The 22,344-nt window shown below is 70.2% G+C and carries 16 protein-coding genes; 11 read left to right on the forward strand and 5 right to left on the reverse strand.

The window, feature by feature from the left end:
• Positions 1–8 precede the first annotated feature (8 nt).
• The 8 genes from metH (at position 9) to DPM19_RS16925 (ending at position 11,432) form a co-directional block, all read left to right on the forward strand.
• Positions 9–3,485: a methionine synthase gene (gene metH / locus DPM19_RS16895; protein WP_111868762.1), complete on the forward strand. Its 3,477-nt coding sequence runs from the start codon at positions 9–11 to the stop codon at positions 3,483–3,485.
• A gap of 16 nt (positions 3,486–3,501) precedes the next feature.
• Positions 3,502–4,176 (forward strand): HAD family hydrolase, encoded by a 675-nt coding sequence (locus DPM19_RS16900; protein WP_199485132.1) that lies wholly within the window; start codon positions 3,502–3,504, stop codon positions 4,174–4,176.
• Positions 4,177–4,321: 145 nt separating this feature from the next.
• A complete protein-coding gene (locus DPM19_RS35285) occupies positions 4,322–4,723 on the forward strand; it encodes a hypothetical protein (RefSeq protein WP_158566805.1) in 402 nt (133 codons plus the stop codon).
• A 467-nt stretch (positions 4,724–5,190) separates the two neighbouring features.
• Positions 5,191–6,195, forward strand: a complete 1,005-nt coding sequence (locus DPM19_RS16905; protein ID WP_111868765.1) for an ABC transporter permease — start codon at positions 5,191–5,193, stop codon at positions 6,193–6,195.
• A 50-nt stretch (positions 6,196–6,245) separates the two neighbouring features.
• Complete coding sequence (locus tag DPM19_RS16910; RefSeq protein WP_111868767.1) at positions 6,246–8,009, forward strand: ABC transporter substrate-binding protein; 1,764 nt, start codon at positions 6,246–6,248, stop codon at positions 8,007–8,009.
• Positions 8,010–8,102: 93 nt separating this feature from the next.
• On the forward strand, positions 8,103–9,113 hold the full coding sequence (locus DPM19_RS16915) for an ABC transporter permease (protein ID WP_111868769.1): 1,011 nt from the start codon (positions 8,103–8,105) through the stop codon (positions 9,111–9,113).
• Positions 9,113–10,192 (forward strand): ABC transporter ATP-binding protein, encoded by a 1,080-nt coding sequence (locus DPM19_RS16920; protein ID WP_111868772.1) that lies wholly within the window; start codon positions 9,113–9,115, stop codon positions 10,190–10,192. Before DPM19_RS16915 ends, DPM19_RS16920 begins: the two co-directional genes overlap by 1 nt.
• 124 nt (positions 10,193–10,316) lie before the next feature.
• Positions 10,317–11,432 (forward strand): ABC transporter ATP-binding protein, encoded by a 1,116-nt coding sequence (locus tag DPM19_RS16925; protein ID WP_199485148.1) that lies wholly within the window; start codon positions 10,317–10,319, stop codon positions 11,430–11,432.
• Positions 11,433–11,507: 75 nt separating this feature from the next.
• Here DPM19_RS16925 and DPM19_RS16930 read toward each other — a convergent pair whose 3' ends face one another.
• From DPM19_RS16930 to DPM19_RS16950, 5 genes are all read right to left on the reverse strand, one after another.
• Entirely contained in the window at positions 11,508–14,012 is a 2,505-nt protein-coding gene (locus tag DPM19_RS16930; RefSeq protein WP_233510220.1) for an ABC transporter permease, read from the reverse strand.
• Between the two features lie 73 nt (positions 14,013–14,085).
• A complete protein-coding gene (locus DPM19_RS16935; RefSeq protein ID WP_233510221.1) occupies positions 14,086–14,877 on the reverse strand; it encodes an ABC transporter ATP-binding protein in 792 nt (263 codons plus the stop codon).
• A gap of 198 nt (positions 14,878–15,075) precedes the next feature.
• On the reverse strand, positions 15,076–15,753 hold the full coding sequence (locus DPM19_RS16940; protein WP_111868777.1) for a response regulator: 678 nt from the start codon (positions 15,751–15,753) through the stop codon (positions 15,076–15,078).
• A gap of 53 nt (positions 15,754–15,806) precedes the next feature.
• On the reverse strand, positions 15,807–17,012 hold the full coding sequence (locus DPM19_RS36780; RefSeq protein ID WP_111868780.1) for a sensor histidine kinase: 1,206 nt from the start codon (positions 17,010–17,012) through the stop codon (positions 15,807–15,809).
• A gap of 86 nt (positions 17,013–17,098) precedes the next feature.
• The gene (locus tag DPM19_RS16950; RefSeq protein WP_111868783.1) at positions 17,099–18,019 is read right to left on the reverse strand and encodes a RecB family exonuclease; all 921 of its coding nucleotides are present in this window, start codon (positions 18,017–18,019) and stop codon (positions 17,099–17,101) included.
• Between the two features lie 83 nt (positions 18,020–18,102).
• Here DPM19_RS16950 and DPM19_RS16955 point away from each other — a divergent pair, with 83 nt between their 5' ends.
• The 3 genes from DPM19_RS16955 to arc all read left to right on the forward strand — a co-directional run bounded on the left by DPM19_RS16955 (position 18,103) and on the right by arc (position 22,258).
• The gene (locus tag DPM19_RS16955) at positions 18,103–19,245 is read left to right on the forward strand and encodes a site-2 protease family protein (protein WP_233510222.1); all 1,143 of its coding nucleotides are present in this window, start codon (positions 18,103–18,105) and stop codon (positions 19,243–19,245) included.
• 31 nt (positions 19,246–19,276) lie between these two features.
• Positions 19,277–20,188 (forward strand): tRNA (adenine-N1)-methyltransferase, encoded by a 912-nt coding sequence (locus DPM19_RS16960; RefSeq protein WP_111868786.1) that lies wholly within the window; start codon positions 19,277–19,279, stop codon positions 20,186–20,188.
• Positions 20,189–20,494: 306 nt separating this feature from the next.
• Entirely contained in the window at positions 20,495–22,258 is a 1,764-nt protein-coding gene (gene arc, locus DPM19_RS16965; protein ID WP_111868788.1) for a proteasome ATPase, read from the forward strand.
• Positions 22,259–22,344: the final 86 nt, after the last annotated feature.

Raw genomic sequence — 22,344 nt, forward strand, 5'->3', positions numbered from 1 at the left:
GGGGCAGCATGAGCAGTCCGACCCCGCAGTCTCTCCGCCAGGCCCTCAGGGAACGCATCGTCGTGGCCGACGGGGCGATGGGGACCATGCTCCAGGAGAGGGACCCTTCCCTGGACGATTTCCAGGGACACGAGGGCTGTAACGAGATCCTCAACGTCACCCGCCCCGACATCGTGCGCGAGGTGCACGCCGCCTACTTCGACGTCGGCGTCGACTGCGTCGAGACCAACACCTTCGGCGCCAACCTCGGCAACCTCGGCGAGTACGACATCACCGAGCGGATCGAGGAGCTCTCGGAGGCGGGCGCGCGCCTGGCCCGGGAGGTCGCCGACGCCTACTCCACACCCGAGCGCCCCCGCTGGGCGATCGGCTCGGTGGGTCCGGGTACCAAGCTCCCCACCCTGGGCCACGTCCCCTACGCCGAACTCCGCGACGCCTACCAGCGCAACGCCGCGGGCCTGATCACCGGCGGCGTGCAGGCGATCCTGGTGGAGACCTGCCAGGACCTGCTGCAGGCCAAGGCCGCGATCGCCGGCGCCAAGCGCGCCATCGCCGCGGCCGGCACCGACACCGTGCTCATCGGCCAGGTCACGATCGAGCAGAACGGCGCGATGCTGATGGGCTCCGAGATCGGTGCGGCGCTGACCGCGCTGGAGCCACTCGACCTGGACCTGATCGGCCTCAACTGCGCCACCGGCCCCGCCGAGATGAGCGAGCACCTGCGCTACCTGGCCCGGCACGCCCGGATCGGGCTGTCGTGCATGCCGAACGCCGGGCTGCCCCAGCTGACCTCCGACGGCGCCTACTACCCGCTGACCGCCGAGGAACTTGCCACTGCGCACGACGACTTCACCCGGAACTTCGGGCTCTCCCTGGTCGGCGGCTGCTGCGGCACCACCCCCGAGCACCTGCGCCAGGTGGTGGAGCGGGTCGGCGGCCGGCCGACCGCCGACCGCCGGCCGCGCCCGGAGTCCGGCGCGTCCTCCCTCTACCAGCACGTCCCGTTCCGGCAGGACACCTCCTACCTGGCGATCGGCGAGCGCACCAACGCCAACGGCTCCAAGGCGTTCCGTGAGGCCATGCTGGAGGAGCGCTGGGACGACTGCGTGCGGATCGCCCGCGACCAGGCCCGCGACGGCGCCCACATGATCGACCTGTGCATCGACTACGTGGGGCGCGACGGCGTCGCCGACATGAAGGAACTGGCGTTCCGGTTCGCCACCGCCTCCACGCTGCCCATCGTGCTCGACTCCACCGAGTCCGAGGTGCTGCGGGCCGGGCTGGAGATGCTCGGCGGCCGGGCCGTGGTCAACTCGGTCAACTACGAGGACGGCCGGGGCCCCGACTCGCGCTTCCACAAGACCATGCGCGCGGTGCGCGAGCACGGCGCCGCCGTGGTCGTGATGTGCATCGACGAGGAGGGCCAGGCCCGTACCGCCGCCGACAAGGTCCGCATCGCCACCGAGACGATTGAGGACCTGACCGGCAACTGGGGCATGCACGTCGAGGACATCGTCGTCGACTGCCTCACCTTCCCGATCGCCACCGGCCAGGAGGAGACCCGGCGCGACGGCCTGGAGACCATCGAGGCCATCCGCGAGCTCAAGCGCCGCTACCCGGGCGTGCAGACCACGCTCGGCCTGTCCAACGTGTCGTTCGGCCTGAACCCGGCCGGCCGGATCGTGCTGAACTCGGTGTTCCTCAACGAGTGCGTCGACGCCGGCCTCGACTCGGCGATCGTGCACGCCTCCAAGATCCTGCCGATGGCGCGGATCCCCGACGAGCAGCGCCAGGTCGCGCTCGACATGGTCTATGACCGCAGGCGGGACGGCTACGACCCGCTGCAGCGGTTTATGGATCTGTTCGAGGGCGTCGACGCCGCCGCGATGCGCGCCTCCCGGGCCGAGGAACTGGCCTCCCTGCCGCTGTGGGAGCGGCTCAAGCGCCGCATCATCGACGGTGAGGCCAACGGCCTGGAGGCCGACCTCGACGAGGCGCTCGCCCAGCGCCCCGCCCTGGAGATCATCAACGACGTGCTGCTCGACGGCATGAAGACGGTCGGTGAACTGTTCGGCTCCGGCCAGATGCAGCTGCCGTTCGTCCTGCAGTCGGCCGAGGTGATGAAGGGCGCGGTCGCCTACCTCGAACCGCACATGGAGAAGGCCGAGGACGGCGGCAAGGGCCGCATCGTGCTGGCCACGGTCAAGGGCGACGTCCACGACATCGGCAAGAACCTCGTCGACATCATCCTGACCAACAACGGCTACGAGGTCGTCAACCTCGGGATCAAGCAGCCCATCTCGGCGATCCTCGACGCGGCCAAGGAGCAGCGCGCCGACGTCATCGGCATGTCGGGCCTGTTGGTCAAGTCGACAGTGATCATGAAGGAGAACCTGGAGGAGCTCAACTCCCGGGGGCTGGCGCAGGAATGGCCGGTGCTGCTCGGCGGCGCGGCACTGACCCGCGCCTACGTCGAGCAGGACCTCGCCGACCTCTACCACGGCGAGGTCCGCTACGCGCGCGACGCCTTCGAGGGGCTGCGCCTGATGGACTCCTTCATGGCGGTCAAGCGCGGCGAGAAGGGCGCCCAGCTGCCACCGCTGCGCGAGCGGCGGGTCAAGAAGGGCGCCGCCCTCCAGGTCACCGAGCCCGAGGAGATGCCGGCCCGTTCCGACGTCGCCGCCGACAACGCGGTGCCCACCCCGCCGTTCTGGGGCGACCGGGTGGTCAAGGGCATCCCGATGAACGACTACGTCGCCTACCTGGACGAGCGGGCCACCTTCATGGGCCAGTGGGGCCTCAAGCCCACCCGCGGCGGCGACGGCCCCTCCTACGAGGAACTGGTCGAGACCGAGGGCCGCCCGCGGCTGCGGATGTGGCTCGACCGCGTCCAGACCGAGGGTCTGATCGAGGCCGCCGTGGTGTACGGCTACTTCCCGGCCGTCAGCGAGGGCGACGACCTGGTCGTCCTGGACGCCGACGGTGGGGAGCGCGAGCGGTTCACCTTCCCCCGGCAGCGCCGCGACCGGCACCTGTGCCTGGCCGACTTCTTCCGCTCCCGCGAGTCGGGCGAGACCGACGTGGTCGGCTTCCAGCTCGTCACCGTCGGGTCGCGGATCGCCGAGGCCACCGCCGAGCTGTACGCCGCCAACGCCTACCGCGACTACCTGGAGCTGCACGGGCTGTCGGTCCAGCTCACTGAGGCCCTGGCCGAGTACTGGCACACCCGGGTCCGCGCCGAGCTCGGCTTCGGCGCGGAGGACCCCGATGACCTCGAGGGCATCCTCAAGGTGGACTTCCGGGGCTGCCGCTACTCCTTCGGCTACCCGGCCTGCCCGGACCTGGAGCAGCGCGCCCAGATCGTCCGGCTGCTGAAGCCGGAGCGGATCGGCGTGACCCTCTCGGAGGAGTTCCAGCTGCATCCTGAGCAGGCCACCGACGCTCTCGTCGTGCACCACCCGGAGGCTCGGTATTTCAACACCTGAGGGCCCTGCCGGGGGGTTGCAGGCGGTCCTGTTCGACATGGACGGGCTCCTGATCGACTCCGAACGGCTCTGGTTCGAGGCCGAGACCGAGACGATGGCCTGGCTGGCGGCCCGCCCAGGTTCGCGCTGGCCCGGCGGGTGGGGGCCGGAGCACCAGGCGCACCTGGTCGGCGGTTCGCTGGCGCGCACGGTGGCGTACATGCTGGACCTCGCCGGGCCGGTGGCCCCGCCCGGTGCGGTCGGCGAGCTGCTGCTGGCCGGCATGTCCGCCCGGCTGCGCGTGCACGTCCCGCTCCGGCCGGGCGCCGGTGAACTGCTGGCCGAGGTCCGCGCGGCGGGGCTGCCCTGCGCGCTGGTGTCCTCGACCCACCGGTCGGTGATGGACCACGTGCTGGCGGGCGTCGGCCGCGACAGTTTCACGGTGACCCTGGCCGGTGACGAGGTCGGCAACCCCAAACCGCATCCGGAGCCGTACCTGACCGCGGCCCGGCGGCTGGGAGCTGATCCGCGCCGGTGCGTGGCGCTGGAGGACTCGCCGAGCGGGCTGGCCGCGGCGGAGGCGGCGGGCTGCCCGACGGTCGCAGTGCCGAGCGTGGTGCCGATCCCGCCGGCGCCCGGCCGGACGGTGGTGGGGTCGCTGCACGAGGTCGATCTGCGCCGGCTGGGCGGGCTGGTGGCCGTCGGACCCTGAGCCGGTGGCTCCCGAGCCCTAGGGAACGCCTACCGCCAGGGGATGAGGCGACGGCCGGGGGAACCATCCGCGGGCAGGAGGGGACGGCGCGGGCGGACGTGTGACGATGGAAGGGCCCGGCGCGCACGAGGGAAAGGCTGGGGCCATGAGCGATGTCCTTCTGTTCACGATCAGCATGGGAGTGACCGTGCTGGGCCTGGCGGTGAGCTGGGCCGCCTACCGCCGGCGGGGCGCCGCATCGGCGCTGCGGGGAGCCGGCTGGTCGCTGGTGCCTGCGGGCGCCTACTTCACCGGGTTCACCGAGTTCGCCGCCAACCTGGTGCTGAACCCGCTCAAGTGGGCGGGGGTGGGTGTGCTCGCGCTGGCGGGCGTCCTCTACGTGGTCTCCGGGGTGATGCTGCGCCGGGGCGCGGTCGATCCGGCGCCGGGCCCGAAGCGGGCCGCCGGTGGGGGCCGCAAGGCCGTCGAGCACCGCGCCGCGACACCCGCCGTCGATCCGGATCTCGCCGACATCGAGGAGATCCTACGCCGCCGCGGCATCAGCTGACCGCGCGGCGAGACCACGCGGATCGCCGTACCCGGCCGGGAACCCTGACCTGGCCGGGTTTTCCGTTGTTCGGACGGGGGTCAACCGGGGGTAGGGCAGCGGCCGGAGACGTCGATCAACATTCTCCGCGAATCAGGGCATATCAGCGGATGATGAATATCAGATCGGACTCGGAACGGTAAAGCTTGCCTTCATGCAGGCCGTCGAGTTGCCGTCCCACAGATAGATGGACGTACTATCTGGGCGATTTGTCGTGCGCAGGTCAAGTTCGCGTAAGTCATAGGTGACGACGGCATCACAAGTCGGTACGGCCTCTGGCGGGACGGATGCGCGCGATGGACATTCATCGCTGGAGTGTTTTCGATCCAGCGAACGCGGCATGAAGGGCCGGAAACAGCGGAAGATCGTTCGCTGGCCGGGCCCGTGCGTGCCCGCAGGCAGTGTGGCCGAGCAGGGAGGTACGGAGCGTGACCGCACCGATCGAGGTATCGGGGCCGGACGTCAAGGCGGAGCCGGACGCCGTCCTCACGGGGGTGGAGCGCAAGGCGATCCAGGGGCGCTCCCTGGGTCAGATCGCCTGGCTGCGGCTCAGGCGCGACAAGGTCGCCCTGGCCGGCGGCGCCATCGTGCTGCTGCTGATCTTCATCACCCTGCCCGGCGTCACCGAGACGCTGGTGCGCTGGTTCGGGCACCCGCCGAACGAGTACCACCAGAACCTGGTGGACCCCACGATCGGTACGCCGACCGGCAAGTTCGGCGGGGTGAGCACCGACTTCCTGTTCGGTGTGGAACCGATCAACGGCCGTGACCTCTTCAGCCGGGTGCTCCACGGCGCCCGGGTCTCGATGCTGGTCGGCCTGCTGGCCACCCTCGTGTCGGTGGTCATCGGCACCGTGCTGGGCGTCATCGCCGGCTTCTTCGGCGGCTGGGTCGACACCCTGATCGCCCGCACCATGGACGTGTTCCTGGCCTTCCCGCTGCTGCTGTTCTCCATCGCCCTGGTCGGCGTCATCCCCAACGAGTGGGGCCCGCTGGACGGCAACAACCTGCGGATGGCCGTGCTGGTGTTCATCATCGGCTTCTTCAACTGGCCCTACATCGGGCGCATCATCCGCGGGCAGACGCTGTCGCTGCGCGAACGAGAGTTCGTGGACGCCGCGCGCAGCCTCGGCGCCCGCAACTCCTACATCATCTTCCGGGAGATCCTGCCGAACCTGGTCGCGCCGATCCTGGTGTACGCCACGCTCCTGATCCCCACCAACATCCTCTTCGAGGCGGCACTGTCCTTCCTCGGCGTCGGCATCAACCCGCCCAAGCCCTCGTGGGGCGGGATGCTCACGTCGGCCACCAGCCTTTACTCCGTTGCGCCCCACTTCGTGATCGTCCCGGGTCTCGCCATCTTCGTCACCGTGCTGGCCTTCAACCTGTTCGGTGACGGGCTCCGCGACGCCCTGGACCCACGAGCCCGATGATCCGGAACAGACCCCCGGTAGACAACCCCGGTAGCAGTGAAAGGGATCCAATGAAACGTCCGAAGGTCTTGGCAACGGCCGCGGCCGGTGCCGTCCTCCTGAGCCTGGGGCTGTCCGCCTGCGGCGGCGGCGACGACGGCGACGGCGGCGACGGCAACGGCGCGACCGCCAAGTTCGATGCCGGCACGACCGGGATCGTGAACGCGTCGGAGAAAAAGGGCGGCGTCCTCAAGATGGGGATGAGCGACGACTTCGACTCCACCGACCCGGGCAACACGTACTACGCCTTCGGGAACAACTTCATCCGTCTGTACTCGCGGACGCTGATGACGTACACCTCCAAGCCGGGCGCCGACAGCACCAAGTCGTCGCCCGACCTGGCCCAGGCCCCCGGCGTGCCCAGCGACGGCAACCGCACGTGGACCTACAAGCTCAAGCCGGGCCTCAAGTACGAGGACGGCACCCCGATCAAGGCCGCCGACATCAAGTACGCGGTGGCCCGGACCTACGACCGCGGTGTGCTGGGCAAGGGCCCGGCCTACTTCGCCACGCTCCTGAACGCGGGCGACTACAAGGGCCCCTACAAGGACAAGAACCTCGACAACTTCAAGGGCGTCGAGACCCCCGACGACTCCACCGTCATCTTCAAGCTGAAGGACCCGTTCGCGGAGTTCAACGAGCTGGTCACCTTCAGCGGCCAGACGGCCCCCGTGCCCCAGGCCAAGGACACCGGTTCCCGGTACGCCCTGCACCCGCTCTCCAGCGGCCCCTACAAGTGGGAGGGCGACTACCAGCCCAAGAAGGGTGGTGTCCTGGTCCGCAACACCAACTGGGACCCGGCGACCGACCCCAACCGCAAGCAGCTCCCCGACCGGATCGAGATCGCCGCGGGGCTTGAGGGCAACGAGGTCGACAACCGGCTGCTGGCCGGCACCCTGCACGTGGACCTGCCCGGGTCCGGCGTTCAGGCCGCGGCCCGGCAGAAGCTCCTCACCGACCCCAAGCTGAAGGCCAACGCCGACAACCCGCTGGCCGGCTTCCACTGGTACATCCCGATCAACGTCAAGAACATCCCGAACGTCGAGTGCCGTAAGGCGATCGTCTACGCCACCGACCGGGACGCCCTGTACCGCGCCTACGGCGGTGAGGTCGGCGGCGAGCTCGCCACCTCCATCCAGCCCCCGAACGTGGCGGGCCGGCAGAAGGGCACGGACTTCTACACCCAGGCCCAGGTGGGCTACAAGGGCGACGTGGCCAAGGCCAAGGAGGCGCTGGCCGCCTGCGGGCAGCCGAACGGCTTCGCGACCACCATGGTCTTCCGCAGTGACCGGGAGAAGGAGAAGGCCGTCGCCGAGGCGATGGAGCAGGCGCTGGCCCGGGTCGGCATCAAGCTCACCCTCAAGGGCTACCCGTCGGGCACCTACACCGGTGAGCAGTTCGGTTCGCCGGCGTTCGTCAAGAAGGACAAGATCGGCCTGGGCACCTACGGGTGGGCGCCGGACTGGCCGACCGGCTACGGCTACCTGCAGCCGATCTCCGACGGCAAGGCGATCGTCTCCAGCGGTAACTCCAACCCCTCGGAGTTCAACGACACGCAGGTCAACAAGCTGTGGAACGACGTCGTGAAGCTGCAGGACCCGGCCGAGCGCGACAAGGTCTACAACCAGATCGACGAGCGGATGCGGGAGCAGGCGGCCTACATCCCCAACGTCTACGCCAAGTCGCTGCTCTACCGGCCGACCACGCTGACCAACGTGTACTACCACGCCGGCTTCGGCATGTACGACTACGCCAACCTCGGCGTGACCGGCTGACCCGGGTACCGCCGCCCTACCTGACAGAAAGCAGGTGAAGGCAGCGGGCGGCCGGCGGGGGAGCACCCCGCCGGCCGCCCATCGCCGGACACCGTGATCGCATTCATCGTTCGCCGCCTGCTGGGCGCGGTCGGCCTGCTGCTGGTCGTCAGCGCGGTGACCTTCGCCATCTTCTTCCTGGTGCCCAAGGCGGCCGGGGTCTCCTCCGACGACCTGGCGGCCCGGTTCGCCGGCAAGTCGCCCACGCCGGCCGCGCTCGCGGAGATCAAGGAGCGGTTCGGCCTGGACGACCCGGTCCCGGTCCAGTACGGGCGGTTCGTCAAGGCGCTGGTCGCCGGTGACACCTACGACACCGGCACCCAGGAGATCGACTGCCCGGCGCCCTGCCTGGGCTACTCCTTCCGCACCAGCCAGTCGGTCCTGGACCAGGTCGTCGACCGGGTCCCGGTGACCCTGTCGATCGCGCTGGGGGCGGCCGTGCTGTGGCTGCTGGCCGGTGTCTCGATCGGTGTTCTGTCGGCGCTGCGCCGCGGCACGATCTTCGACCGGGCGGCGATGGGGATCGCCCTGGCCGGCGTGTCCCTACCGATCTTCTTCACCGGGCTGCTCTCACTGGCGTTCATCGTCTACAAGTGGGAGCTGCTACCCGCGGTGAACTACGTCCCGCTGACGGAGAACCCGGCGAAGTGGTTCAGCGGGCTGATCCTGCCCTGGGTCACCCTGGCCTTCCTGTACGCGGCGTTGTACGCGCGGCTGACCCGGGCGGGCATGCTGGAGACCCTGAACGAGGACTACATCCGCACGGCCCGCGCCAAGGGGCTGTCGGAACGCACGGTCATCACCAAGCACGCGCTGCGCGCCACTCTGACCCCGATCCTCACTATCTTCGGCCTGGACCTGGGACTGCTGCTGGGCGGGGCGATCCTGACCGAGCGCACCTTCTCCCTCAAGGGACTGGGCCAACTCGCGCTCGACGGGGTCAACCAGAGCGACCTGCCCGTGGTCATCGGTGTCACACTGACGGCGGCGCTGTTCATCGTGGTGGCCAACCTGCTCGTGGACATTCTGTACGGGGTCGTCGACCCGAGGGTGAGGCACAGCTGATGGGGGACAAGGCGACGGGAACGCTGGACGAGGGGGCGGTCGGAGCGGGCTCGTCCCCGCCCACGGCGTTCCTGGAGGTGCGCGACCTGCGCATCCACTTCCCGACCGACGACGGGCTGGTCAGGTCCGTGGACGGGCTGTCGTTCGCGCTGGAGCGCGGCCGCACCCTGGGCATCGTCGGCGAGTCCGGCTCCGGTAAGAGCGTGACCAGCCTGGGCATTCTCGGCCTGCACAACCGGCGCAACGCCAAGGTCTCCGGCGAGATCTGGCTGGACGGCCAGGAACTGGTGGGCGCGCAGCCCGACCGGGTCCGCCGGCTGCGCGGCCGGCACATGGCGATGATCTTCCAGGACCCGCTGTCGGCGATGCACCCCTTCTACACGGTGGGCAACCAGATCATCGAGGCCTACCGGGTGCACAACGACGTCAGCAAGAAGGTCGCCCGCAAGCACGCGATCGACATGCTGGGCCGGGTGGGCATCCCCAAGCCCGACAGCAGGGTCGACGACTACCCGCACCAGTTCTCCGGCGGCATGCGCCAGCGCGCGATGATCGCCATGGCGCTGTCCTGCGACCCCGAACTGCTGATCGCCGACGAGCCGACCACCGCCCTGGACGTGACCGTCCAGGCCCAGATCCTCGACCTGCTGCGGGACCTGCAGGAGGAGTTCAACTCCGCGATCATCATGATCACCCACGATCTGGGCGTGGTGGCCGAGATGGCCGACGACGTCCTGGTGATGTACGCGGGCCGCTGCGTGGAGCAGGCCACTGTTGACGAGGCCTTCCACCGGCCGCTGCACCCCTACACCTGGGGCCTGCTCGGCTCGATGCCGCGGCTGGACCGGGAGCGGTCGGAGCGGCTGATGCCCATCAAGGGCTCGCCGCCCAGCCTGATCAACGTCCCGGTGGGCTGCGCCTTCAGCCCGCGCTGTGCCTACGCCGGGCTGAACGACGGCAGGAGCGAGAGCGAGCGGCCGGAACTGGTGGAGCTCGAACCGGGCCACCGGGCCGCCTGCCACCTGCCGCTGGAGCAGCGCAGGGAGATCTGGGAATCCGAGATCCGGTCGAAGCTGTGACCGGCACGGGCGCGAAGAAAGGCGAAGAACTGTGAGCACCTCGCAGACGGGGGCCGGGAGCGACCCGGTCGAGGGCGCCGCGGTGCCGGCCGGATCGGTGGTCGAGGCGGCGGCGGCGCCGGCCGTGTCGACGAAGAAGGCCACGAGACCCGACCGGAGCGGGGAACCGCTGCTGCAGGTCGAGAACCTGGGCAAGCACTTCCCGGTCACGGCCGGGCTGCTGCGCCGCCAGGTCGCGGCGGTCAAGGCCGTGGACGGGGTCTCCTTCAGCGTGCACAAGGGCGAGACGCTGGGCCTGGTGGGGGAGTCGGGCTGCGGCAAGACCACCACCGGCCGGATGATCATGCGGTTGCTGGACTCCAGCTTCGGCCGGATCACGTTCGAGGGACAGGACATCACGAAGCTGTCCCAGCAGAAGATGCGCCCGCTCCGCCGCGACCTACAGATGATCTTCCAGGACCCGTACTCGTCGCTGAACCCGCGGCAGACGGTCGGCTCGATCGTGGGCGCCCCGTTCCGGCTGCAGAAGCTGCAGACCGAGAGCGGCGTCAAGAAGGCCGTCCAGGACCTGCTGGAACTGGTCGGCCTCAACCCCGAGCACTACAACCGCTACCCGCACGAGTTCTCCGGCGGCCAGCGGCAGCGCATCGGGATCGCCCGCACGCTGGCCCTCAAGCCCCGGCTGATCGTCGCCGACGAGCCGGTCTCGGCACTGGACGTGTCCATCCAGGCCCAGGTCGTCAACCTGCTGGAAGACCTCCAGGACGAGCTCGACCTGACCTACGTGGTCATCGCCCACGACCTGTCGGTGGTCCGGCACATCTCCGACCGGATCGCGGTGATGTACCTGGGCAAGATCGTGGAGATCTCCGACGGCCACGACCTGTACGCGGCGCCGATGCACCCCTACACCAACGCGTTGCTGTCGGCGGTGCCGATCCCGGACCCGGCCGGCCGCAGGGGGCGCGAGCGGATCCGCCTGCAGGGCGACGTGCCCAGCCCGCTGGACCCGCCGCCGGCGTGCCGGTTCCACACCCGCTGCTGGAAGGCCCAGGACATCTGCAAGCGGATCGAGCCCCCGCTGGTGGAGCTGGCCCCCGGCCACCAGACCGCCTGCCACTTCCCGGAGAACGCCCCGGCCGGCGCCACCGAGCTGGTCGCCCGGGCCGCCGCCGAGCAGGAGGCGTCCGCCCCGGTGGCGGCGTCCGGCGGCCGGCGGCACGTCGGCAAGCACCGCTGACCGCGGAGACGGCGAGATAACAAGGACGGCCCCGCACCCACCCTGGGTGCGGGGCCGTCGCCGTCCCTCCGGGTATCACTCGGTGGCGATGGCCTTCAGGACGTCCATCCGGCCGGCCCGCCAGGCGGGCCACAGCGCGGCCAGCACGCCGACCACCCCGCCGAGCACGACGTAGACGGCGAGCGTCGGCACCGGGATGGACAGCACCTGCAACCCGCTGTCGGCGAGCCCGTTCTGGATGGCCGCACCGAACGCGACACCGAGCACGACGCCCAGCAGCGTGCCGAACACGGCGATCACCACCGACTCCAGCCGGATCATCCGGCGCAGCTGGCGGCGGCTGGTGCCCACCGCCCGCAGCAGCCCGATCTCCCGGGTCCGCTCGATCACCGACAGCGCCAGGGTGTTGACCACCCCGATCACCGCGATGATGATCGACATGGCCAGCAGGATCGTCAGGAGCACCACGAGCTGGTCGAGCTGCTTCTGGAACGTCTCCTTCAGCTCCGCCTGGTTCTGGAGCTGCAGGTTCGGGAACTGGGCCAGCGCCCGCTCCACCCCCTGCCGGGTGGCGGTGTCCGCGTTCGCCACGTCGATGAGCCCGAGCACGGCCAGCGGCTGGGCGGTGTGCGCCAGGTAGGTCTCCAGGGGCAGGACGGGAGCCCCGCCGAGCAGGTCGTTCCTGGCGTAGATCCCGGCGACGCGCAGCTGCTGCCGCGCCCCGTCGGCGAACTGCGCGGCGACGGGGCTGCCCACCGTCCACTTCCTGGCCTTGGCGACGTCCTCGGAGACGAGGATGCCGTCCTTGCCGAGCTGGGTCGATCCGGAGACCACCTGCATCCGGCCCCCCGCGACCAGCCCCGCGGTGTCGCCGGACTGCACGCCCAGGGCCTTGCCCTCGACGTTGATCTGCCCCATGTACAGGGCGGTCGCCCGCTCCACACCCGGCGCCTGGCTCACGGCCTTGAACGCCTCCGGGCTGAACGGCATCTGGGTCTCGGACATGAGGATGTAGTCGGCGCCGAACTGCTTGTCGATCGACTGGCCGATGGAGGACACCGCGGACGCCTGCACCACGTTGATCCCGCTGACCAGGGCCAGCCCGATCATCAGCGCGGAGGCCGTCGAGGCGGTCCGCCGCGGGTTGCGCAGCGCGTTCTCCCGGGCGAGCCGGCCAGGCGTGCCGAACAGCCGGGGGAACACGGCACCGAGCAGCCGGATCACCGGCTGGCTGATCACCGGGGCGAGCATCGTCACGCCGAGGAAGACCAGGAACGCGCCGACGCCGAGCAGCTCCAGGGTTCCGCTCGCCAGCCCGCCGAACACCGCCGCCGCGCCGCCCACCGTCATCACGGTGCCGATGATCACCCGCAGCCGCAGGGTGCGCTGCGCCGGTCGCACCTCCTCGCGCATCGCCGCGACCGGCGGGGTCTTGGCCGCCCGCCGCGCCGGGAAGTACGCCGCCACCACCGTGATGGTGACGCCCACCACGTACGACCAGATGACCGGGGTGGCGGTGAACACCAGCCCGCCCTCGTCGCTGGTGTTTATGGCGCCGTTCAGCAGCGTGGCGATCCCGTAGCCCGCCGCCAGGCCGAGGGTGGAGCCGACCACGCCGACCGCGAACGCCTCGCCGAGCACCGCCCGTGTCACCTGCCGGCGCGAGGCGCCGATGGCCCGCAGCAGGGCCAGCTCCCGGGTGCGCTGGGCCACCAGCATCGAGAACGTGTTGAAGATGATGAACGCGCCGACGAAGACTGCGATCAGGCCGAACACCAGCAGCAGGGTCCGGAAGAACGTCAGGAAGCCCTCGATGTCGCTCTTGCCCTCTTCGACGAGCTGCTTACCGGTGATCGCCTCCATCCCGGCGGGCAGTACCTGGGCGACCCGGTCCCGCAGCACCTCCTGCGACACCCCGGTGGTGTCCATCGAGATGTCGGAGAAGAACCCGGGCTTGAGCAGCAGCCGCTGCGCCGTCGCGGTGTCGAAGGCGGTGACCGTGGCGCCCATCAGGTTGGGCGTCTCGATGACCCCCACGATCGTCACGGAATGCGTCGGCCCCTGCAGCAGGATCTTCGCCTGGTCGCCGACCTTGTACCCGGCCCGCTCCAGAGTCGACTCGTCCACGGCGGCCTCGGCCGGCCCGGCCGGGGCCCGGCCCGAGATGAGCTTGAAGTCGCTGCTGCCACCGGTCTCGACCCAGTTCACGCCCAGCTGCGGCGGGCCGACCGTGGCGGCCGCCTTGCCGTCCTTGCCGATGAGAGCGGCGTACCCGGTGACGTTGCCGATCGGGTTCTTGACGCCCTCCACGGTGCGCAGCCGGTCGAGGACGGCCGCGGGAACCGGTGGCCGGACCGGTGCCCCGGTCGCGTCCATCCCGTCCACGATCTGCTTGCCGCGGACGTCCACGGCGACGCCCTTGCCGATGCTGTTGAACAGGTCGTCGAACTGCCGGGACATGGTGTCGGTGAAGATGAAGGTGCCGGCGACCATCGCCACGCCGAGCACCACCGACACTGCGGTCAGCACCAACCGCAGTTTGTGCGCCGCGAGGTTGCGCAGCGTCACCTTGGCCATCATGGGAGACACCTCAGTTCGTTCGGCCGGCCCGCGGGGCCGGTCGGGGATCCGGTCGGGGGGAGGGGCGGGGCGGTCACGCGTCGCTCCCCGGCCGGTCGAAACCCTTCATCCGCTCCAGCACCTTCTCCGCGGTCGGGTCGCCCATCTGGTCGACGACCCGGCCGTCCGACAGGAACAGCACCAGGTCCGAGTAGGCGGCGGCGGCCGGGTCGTGGGTCACCATGACGATGGTCTGGCCCATCTCCCGCACCGAGGAACGCAGGAAACCCAGCACCTCCGCGCCGGAGCGCGAGTCGAGGTTGCCGGTCGGCTCGTCGGCGAAGACGATCTCCGGGCGGGAGGCCAGCGCCCGGGCGCACGCCACCCGCTGCTGCTGACCACCCGACAGCTCGCTGGGCCGGTGCCGGAGCCGGTCCCGCAGCCCCACCGTGTCGATCACGGTGTCGAGCCACTCCCGGTCGGGCTTGCGGCCGGCGATGTCCATCGGCAGCGTGATGTTCTCCAGCGCCGTCAGCGTCGGGACCAGATTGAACGCCTGGAAGACGAAGCCGATCCGGTCGCGGCGCAGCCGGGTCAGCCGCTTGTCGTCCAGCCGGGTCAGCTCGACGTCGCCGATGAGGACCTGGCCGGAGCTGACCGAGTCGAGCCCCGCCATGCAGTGCATCAGCGTGGACTTGCCCGACCCGGACGGGCCCATGATCGCGGTGAACCGGCCGCGCGGGATGCCCACCGACACGTGGTCGAGGGCGACGACCCGGGCGTCACCGGAGCCGTAGACCTTGCTGACGTCCTGGGCGCGGGCGGCGAGGTCCGCCGCTCCGGGCCGATTCAGTTCCTCGGCGGTGATGGGGGCGGTGTTCGTCACGAGAAAACTCCCTGGGGGATGGAAGAAACGGCAAGGGCGGGCGAGCCGAAGAACTCGTCGGTCCGGTAAAGAAAATCTAAAGGCCTGTTCCATCCAGCGGATGAGCCGAGGGAAGGGAGTCACTCTCCCCCTCGCGCATGAGCGCTCCGCGCCCCCTCATTCTTCGGAAGTAGGGGGGTCCTGGCCCTTTCAGGGGGGTCAGCCCTGACCCGGGCGGCTCATCCCCGTCTCGTAGGCGTACACCACCGCCTGCACCCGGTCGCGCAACCCCAGCTTGGCCAGCACGTTCCCCACGTGCGTCTTGACCGTCGTCTCACTGACCACCAGCTCGGCCGCGATCTCCGCGTTGGACAGCCCGCGGGCCACGTGGCTCAGCACCTCGCGCTCCCGCTCCGTCAGCGTGTCCAGGCCCGGCGGGGGAGCCGCGTCCCGCACCGCCGGCAGCCGGGTGGCGAACTTGTCCAGCAGCCGCCGCGTCACGCTCGGCGCCACGATCGCGTCACCGGCCGCCACGATCCGGATCGCCGACACCAGGTCCTCCGGCGGCGAGTCCTTCAGCAGGAAACCGCTGGCCCCCGCCCGCACCGCCTCGATGACGTACTCGTCCAGGTCGAACGTCGTCAGGATCAGCACCCGCGGGTCATGCGTCGCGGCGCCCTCCCGGACGATCCGCCGGGTCGCCTCGATACCGTCCACCCCGGGCATCCGGATGTCCATCAGCACCACGTCCGGCAGCAGCGAGCGCGTCGCCTCCACCGCCACCGCCCCGTCTCCGGCCTCGCCCACCACCGCGATGTCCGGCTCGGCCTCCAGGATCAGCCGGAACCCCGTCCGCAGCAACGGTTGATCATCGACCAGCAGCACCCGGACCGTCATCCGACCTCACTCACCACGACTACTCACCACGACTTGCTCACCACGCCTGCTCATCACGCCTCCAGCGGGAACCGGGCACGCACCCCGAACCCGCCACCCATCCGCGGACCGATCCGCAGCTCACCGCCGTACAGGGCGACGCGCTCGTACATCCCTACCAGGCCATGGCCCGGATTGTCGCCGTTGTCGCCGATGGACGTCGCCGCGCCACGCCCATCGTCCTCGACCTCCACGGTCAGATCCCGGTCGGTGTACCGCAGCCGCACCCACGCCCGCGCCTGCGGACCCGCGTGCTTGAGCGTATTGGTCAGCGCCTCCTGGATCAGCCGGAATGCCGCCAGGTCCACCCCCGGCGACAGCGCCCGGCTCTCACCCTCCACCCACAGCTGCACCGCCAGCCCGGTCTCCCGCACCGAATCGACCAACTCGCCGACGTCGCCCATGCCCGGCTGCGGCGCCAGCCGCGGCTCCTGCGCCTCGGCGTCCCGATCGGTGCGCAACACGCCCACGATCCGGCGCATCTCGCTCAGCGCGGTCCGGCCCACCTCCTCGATGGTGCCCAGCGCCTCCCGCGCCCCCTCCGGGTTGCGGTCCAGGATCCGCCGCGCCGCCCCCGCCTGCACCGTCATCACGCTCACATGGTGAGCCACCACGTCGTGCAGCTCCCGGGCGATCCGCGACCGCTCCTCCACCCGCGCCGCCCGCGCATCCGACCCGCGCGCCCGCTCCAGCCGGGACGTCCGGTCCTCCAGCTCGGTCAGGTACGCCCGCCGCAACCGCAGGCTGCGCCCCAGCCACCACACCCCGACCACCAGGGTCATGTTGGTCAGATAGTTGATCAGACTGAGCGGCTCGGGCAGCATCGCCAGGACCACGTTCAGCCCCACCACCGCCAGCACCCCGCCGAGCGCGCTGTGTGCCAGCGCCCGGTGCGCCGCCACACTGTAGATCGCCAGCAGGAGCGCCACCACGTCCGCCACCGACGGCGGGTACCCCAGCGCCGCCAGCGCCATCTCACCGGCCAGCACCAGCACCAGCACCGTCATCGGCAGCCGCTGCCGCACCGCCACCGCGCCGGTCACCGCGACGATCAGCGCCGCGCTCCGCAGATCGGGCGGGTGGTACCCCAGCTCCGGCGGTACCCGGTCCAGAAAGTACTGCGGCAGCCCGACCGCCAGCAGTAGCGCGGCGACAAGGGCGTCACGCAGCTCGGGACGGGTGCGCAGCACGGAACACAGGCTGCGGATGCGGGGTGACACGTTTTCACACTAGGACGTCCGACCTCGCCCGGGGCCCTCCTGCGCGGGGATCCCGGATCCTCCGCAAGGATGAGGCGCCGCCCTGCTCACAGGTCGTCGGAGTACCGCCCCACGGCCGGCCCCGGGGCCGGTTCGGCATCGGCCGGCGACACCCGGGCCGGGGGCGCCGCCGGCAGCGGCGGCGGCGTGCCGCCGAACTCCGGGCACCGTGCCCTGTGGTCGCACCAGTCGCACAGCCGCCCGCGCCGGGCCCGCCACTCATCCGTCCGCATGGCCCGCTGGATCGCCGCCCACAGCGCCTCGACCTTCCGCTCCGTCGCCAGCAGATCGGCCTCGTCCGGCACGTACCGCAGCACCTCGCCGTTGCCCAGGTACATCAGTTGCAACAGCCGGGGCACCTCGCCGCGCAGCCGCCACACCACCAGGGCGTAGAACTTCATCTGGAACAGCGCCCGGGCCTCGAAGTCGGCCCGCGGCGCCGTGCCCGTCTTGTAGTCGACGATCCGCGTCGCGCCGCCCGGCGCCACGTCCACCCGGTCGATGTAGCCCCGCAGCTTCAGCCCCGACCCCAGCACCGTCTCCACGAACAGCTCGCGCTCGGCGGGCTCCAGCCGCCGCGGGTCCTCCAGGGTGAAGTACCGCTCGACCATCCGCCGCGCCTCGGCCAGCCACTCGGCCCGCTCGGCGCCCCCCGCCTCGTCGTCGGCGAACAACCCCGCCAGCTCCGGCTCCCGCGCCAGCAGCCGCTCCCACTGCGGATCGAGCAGCTCCAGCGCCGCCGGCGCCGTCCGCTCGGCCGCGGGCAGGTCGTAGAGCCGTTCCAGCACCGCGTGCACCAGCGTGCCCCGCACCGCCGCCGCACTCGGCCGCTCCGGGATCTGATCGATCACCCGGAACCGGTACAGCAGCGGGCACGTCATGAAGTCGCCGGCCCGGGACGGGGACAGCGAACCGATCACCACCGGAGCGCCGTCACCCGTGCCCGCGATCTCCTCGGTGGTCGTCATGCGCTCGAGGGTAGGCCACCCCTGTGACGAAACCGCGGATCCCCGGCCACCCGCCGCGCCGCCCGGCCCGTACCATCGAGGACGTGGCAGACAGCACGCCGGACCCCGGCCGAGAACACCGACGTCCAGGCCTGCTGGTGGGGCGCCCCTTCGGCATCCCGGTGTACGTGTCGCCGAGCTGGTTCCTGGTCGCCTTCCTCATCACCGTGCTGTTCGAGTACCAGGTCCGCGACGTCGCCTCCGCCCCGTTCAGCCACCTGATCGCCTTCGCCTACGCGGTCCTGCTCTACGCCTCGGTGTTCGTCCACGAGCTCAGCCACGCCGTCACCGCCCGCGCCATGGGCCTGCCCGTCCGCGCCGTCACCCTGCACATCCTCGGCGGCGACACCGCCATCGAACGCGAATCACCCACCCCCGGCCGCGACTTCCTCATCGCCTTCGCCGGGCCCGTGGTCAACCTCGTCCTCGCCGCCATCGGGCTGCTGGTCCACCTGCTGGTGCCGCTGCCCCCCGTCGCCCGCCTCCTGGTCGACGCCCTCACCATCGCCAACCTCCTGGTCGGCCTGTTCAACCTGCTGCCCGGCCTGCCCCTGGACGGCGGCCGGCTCGTCCGCGCCGCCGTCTGGAAGATCACCGGCCGGGCTCGTGACGGCACGATCGTCGCCGGCTGGGTCGGGCGCGGAGTTGCCCTGCTCACCCTCGCCGGCGGCGCGCTCCTGGCCTCCCAGCGCACCACCGGCGGCGGCTACGGCTGGCTCGCCCTGCTGTGGTCCGCCCTGATCGCCTCCTTCATCTGGGTGGGGGCCTCCTCGGCCATCCAGAACGAACGGCTGCGCGAGCGGATCCCCCTGCTGAACGCCCGCCGCCTCGCCCGCCGCGCGACGCTCGTCCCCGGCGACACCCCGCTCGCCGAGGCGATCCGCCGGGCCCAGGCCGACGGCTCCGGCGCCCTCGTCATCGCCGACCACGACGGCACCCCCACCGCGCTGGTCAGCGAGCAGGCCGTCCACGCCGTCCCCGAACAGCGCCGCCCCTGGACGCTCACCAGCGAGATCTCCCGGAGCCTGACCCCCGGGCTCACCCTGGACGCCGACCTCGCCGGCGAAGACCTCCTCCAGGCCGTCCAGCAGGTCCAGGCCACCGAGTACCTGCTCGTCGAACCCGACGGCCGGATCTACGGGGTACTGTCCCTCGGCGACCTCGACCGGGAGTTCAGCGGGGCCTGAGACGCCGCCGACCCCCGATAACCTGCCCTGCATGAGCGAACCCACCTCCACCGGCGTTCCCACCCCGACCGCGGGCCGCATCCCGCACGGCCCCTTCCGGGCAGGTGACCAGGTTCAGCTCACCGACCCCAAGGGACGCCGCAACACCATCACCCTCCAGTCCGGCCGGCTCTTCCACAGCCACAAGGGGTCCATCGCCCACGACGAGATCATCGGCCGTCCCGAAGGGATCGTGCTGCGCTCCACCGGCGGCACCGAGTACCTGGCCTTCCGCCCCCTCCTGCACGACTACGCCGTGCGGATGCCGCGCGGCGCCGCCGTCGTCTACCCCAAGGACGCCGCGCAGATCATCACCATGGCCGACGTCTTCCCCGGCGCCCGGGTCGTCGAGGCCGGCGCCGGCTCCGGCGCCCTCACCTGCTGGCTGCTGCGCGCCGTCGGCGAGCACGGGCTGGTCTCCTCCTACGAGCGCCGGCCCGACTTCGCCGACGTCGCCCGCACCAACGTCGAGACCTTCTTCGGCGGCCCGCACCCCGCCTGGCGGCTCACCGTCGGCTCTCTCGAACACGCCCTCACCGAGACCGACGTCGACCGGGTCGTCCTCGACATGCTCGCCCCCTGGGAGTGCCTGGACGCCGTCGCCAAGGCCCTGGTGCCCGGCGGGCTCGTCTGCGCCTACATCGCCACCACCACCCAGATGTCCCGGGTCGTGGAGGGCCTGCGCGAACACGGGACGTTCGCCGAGCCGTACGCCTTCGAGACGATGCTGCGGTCCTGGCACGTCGACGGCCTCGCCGTCCGCCCCGATCACCGGATGGTCGGGCACACCGGCTTCCTGGTGACCGCCCGCCGGCTCGCCGACGGGGTGGTTCCCCCGATGCGCCGCCGCCGGCCCGCCAAGGGCGCTCGCCCGGAGGAGACCGACGCAGTACAGGCCGACTGAGCGCGCCACACAACGTGCTCAAGGTCACAAAACTACACCGAGTGACGGGAATTCCAGCGCGATCGTCGGTTGTCACGAAGCTTTCCAAATCGCAAGGCTTCGGTAAAATTTGCGGAAGCACTGTTCCACAGTAGGTTTTCTTGTGCCAGAAGCGTGTTTGAACCGCAAGTCCTGCTGTCCTGCTGGTGGTGCGGGAACACCCCATCGGCCCCACCGGCAAGACACGACCACCTACGAGCAGGTTACGGAAGCCCGCCAGATAGGTAGGGTCTGAGTTGTCGACTCTCTGTGAGGAGGTGACGGGGCGTGGCCGCTCGTGACGATGCTGGGGCGCGCAAGGCGCAGCACGACAAAGAGGTCCAGGACCTCCAAACGCAGGTCTCCTTCCTGGAAGAAGAGATCTCCGTGCTGCGCCGGAAGCTCGCGGAATCCCCCCGCCAAGTTCGTGTGCTGGAAGAGCGCCTCCATGAGGCACAGGCCAATCTGGCCGCCGTGACGGGACAGAACGAACGTCTCGTCACGACCCTCAAGGAGGCCCGAGAGCAGATCATCGCGCTGAAAGAGGAGGTCGACAGGCTCGCGCAACCCCCGTCCGGCTTCGGGGTGTTCCTCGAAGCACGAGGCGATGGAACGGTCGATATCTTCACCGGCGGACGCAAACTCCGGGTCAACGTCAGCCCGGCCGTCGACATCGACGAGTTGCAGCGCGGCCAGGAGGTCATGCTCAACGAGGCGCTCAACGTCGTCGAAGCCCTCGACTTCGAAGAGCAGGGCGAAGTCGTCATGCTCAAGGAGGTCTTCGCCGACGGCGAACGCGCCCTCGTCATAGCGCACGCCGACGAAGAGCGCGTCATCAAGCTCGCCGAACCGCTACGCGGCGTCTCCCTGCGCCCCGGCGACTCGCTGATGCTCGAATCGCGCTCCGGCTACGCGTACGAGAAGATCCACAAGGCCGAGGTCGAAGAACTCGTCCTCGAAGAGGTGCCCGACATCTCCTACGAGGAGATCGGCGGGCTCGGCAGCCAGATCGAAATGATCCGGGACGCCGTCGAACTGCCCTACCTGCACGCCGACCTCTTCCGCGAACACCACCTCCGGCCGCCCAAGGGCGTCCTGCTGTACGGCCCGCCCGGCTGCGGCAAGACGCTCATCGCCAAGGCCGTGGCCAACTCGCTGGCCAAGAAGGTCGCCGAGCAGACCGGCCAGGAAGGCAAGAGCTTCTTCCTCAACATCAAGGGCCCCGAACTTCTCAACAAGTACGTCGGCGAGACCGAGCGGCACATCCGCCTGGTCTTCCAACGAGCCCGCGAGAAGGCCTCGGCCGGCACCCCGGTCATCGTGTTCTTCGACGAGATGGACTCCATCTTCCGCACCCGCGGCTCCGGAGTCTCCTCCGACGTCGAGAACACGATCGTCCCGCAGCTCCTCTCGGAGATCGACGGCGTCGAAGGACTCGAAAACGTCATCGTGATCGGCGCGTCCAACCGCGAAGACATGATCGACCCGGCGATCCTGCGACCCGGCCGGCTGGACGTCAAGATCAAGATCGAGCGGCCCGACGCCGAAGCCGCCCGAGACATCTTCTCCAAGTACATCCTTGCCGGGCTGCCCCTGCACCCCGACGAGGTCAAGGAACACGGCAACTCCTCCGAAGCCGCGGTGGAAGCCATGATCCAACGAGTCGTCGAACGGATGTACAGCGAGACCGAAGAGAACCGCTTCCTGGAGGTCACCTACGCCAACGGTGACAAGGAAGTCCTCTACTTCAAGGACTTCAACTCCGGCGCGATGATCCAGAACATCGTCGACCGGGCCAAGAAGATGGCCATCAAGCAGTTCCTCGACACCGGCCAGAAGGGGCTGCGGATCAGCCACCTCCTCGCCGCCTGCGTCGACGAGTTCAGCGAGAACGAGGACCTGCCCAACACCACCAACCCCGACGACTGGGCCCGCATCTCCGGCAAGAAGGGCGAACGGATCGTCTACATCCGCACGCTCGTCTCCGGCAAGACCGGCACCGAAGCCGGACGGTCCATCGACACGGTGGCCAACACCGGGCAATACCTCTAAAACAACCCTAAAAACACCGCCCACCGGCGCGGCGGCCAACCCGATTGGCCGCCGCGCCGCCGGCTTGACGATCCAACCCCCACTCA

This window comes from Actinomadura craniellae (assembly GCF_003289645.1).
Lineage (GTDB): Bacteria > Actinomycetota > Actinomycetes > Streptosporangiales > Streptosporangiaceae > Actinomadura_D > Actinomadura_D craniellae.

Coding starts and splice junctions, on each gene's coding strand:
- DPM19_RS16910 (WP_111868767.1), top strand. CDS start 6,246: ATGAAACGTCCGAAGGTCTTGGCAACGGCCGCGGCCGGTGCCGTCCTC.
- DPM19_RS16920 (WP_111868772.1), top strand. CDS start 9,113: ATGGGGGACAAGGCGACGGGAACGCTGGACGAGGGGGCGGTCGGAGCG.
- DPM19_RS16960 (WP_111868786.1), top strand. CDS start 19,277: ATGAGCGAACCCACCTCCACCGGCGTTCCCACCCCGACCGCGGGCCGC.
- DPM19_RS16950 (WP_111868783.1), bottom strand. CDS start 18,019: ATGACGACCACCGAGGAGATCGCGGGCACGGGTGACGGCGCTCCGGTG.
- DPM19_RS35285 (WP_158566805.1), top strand. CDS start 4,322: ATGAGCGATGTCCTTCTGTTCACGATCAGCATGGGAGTGACCGTGCTG.
- DPM19_RS16940 (WP_111868777.1), bottom strand. CDS start 15,753: ATGACGGTCCGGGTGCTGCTGGTCGATGATCAACCGTTGCTGCGGACG.
- DPM19_RS16930 (WP_233510220.1), bottom strand. CDS start 14,012: ATGATGGCCAAGGTGACGCTGCGCAACCTCGCGGCGCACAAACTGCGG.
- metH (WP_111868762.1), top strand. CDS start 9: ATGAGCAGTCCGACCCCGCAGTCTCTCCGCCAGGCCCTCAGGGAACGC.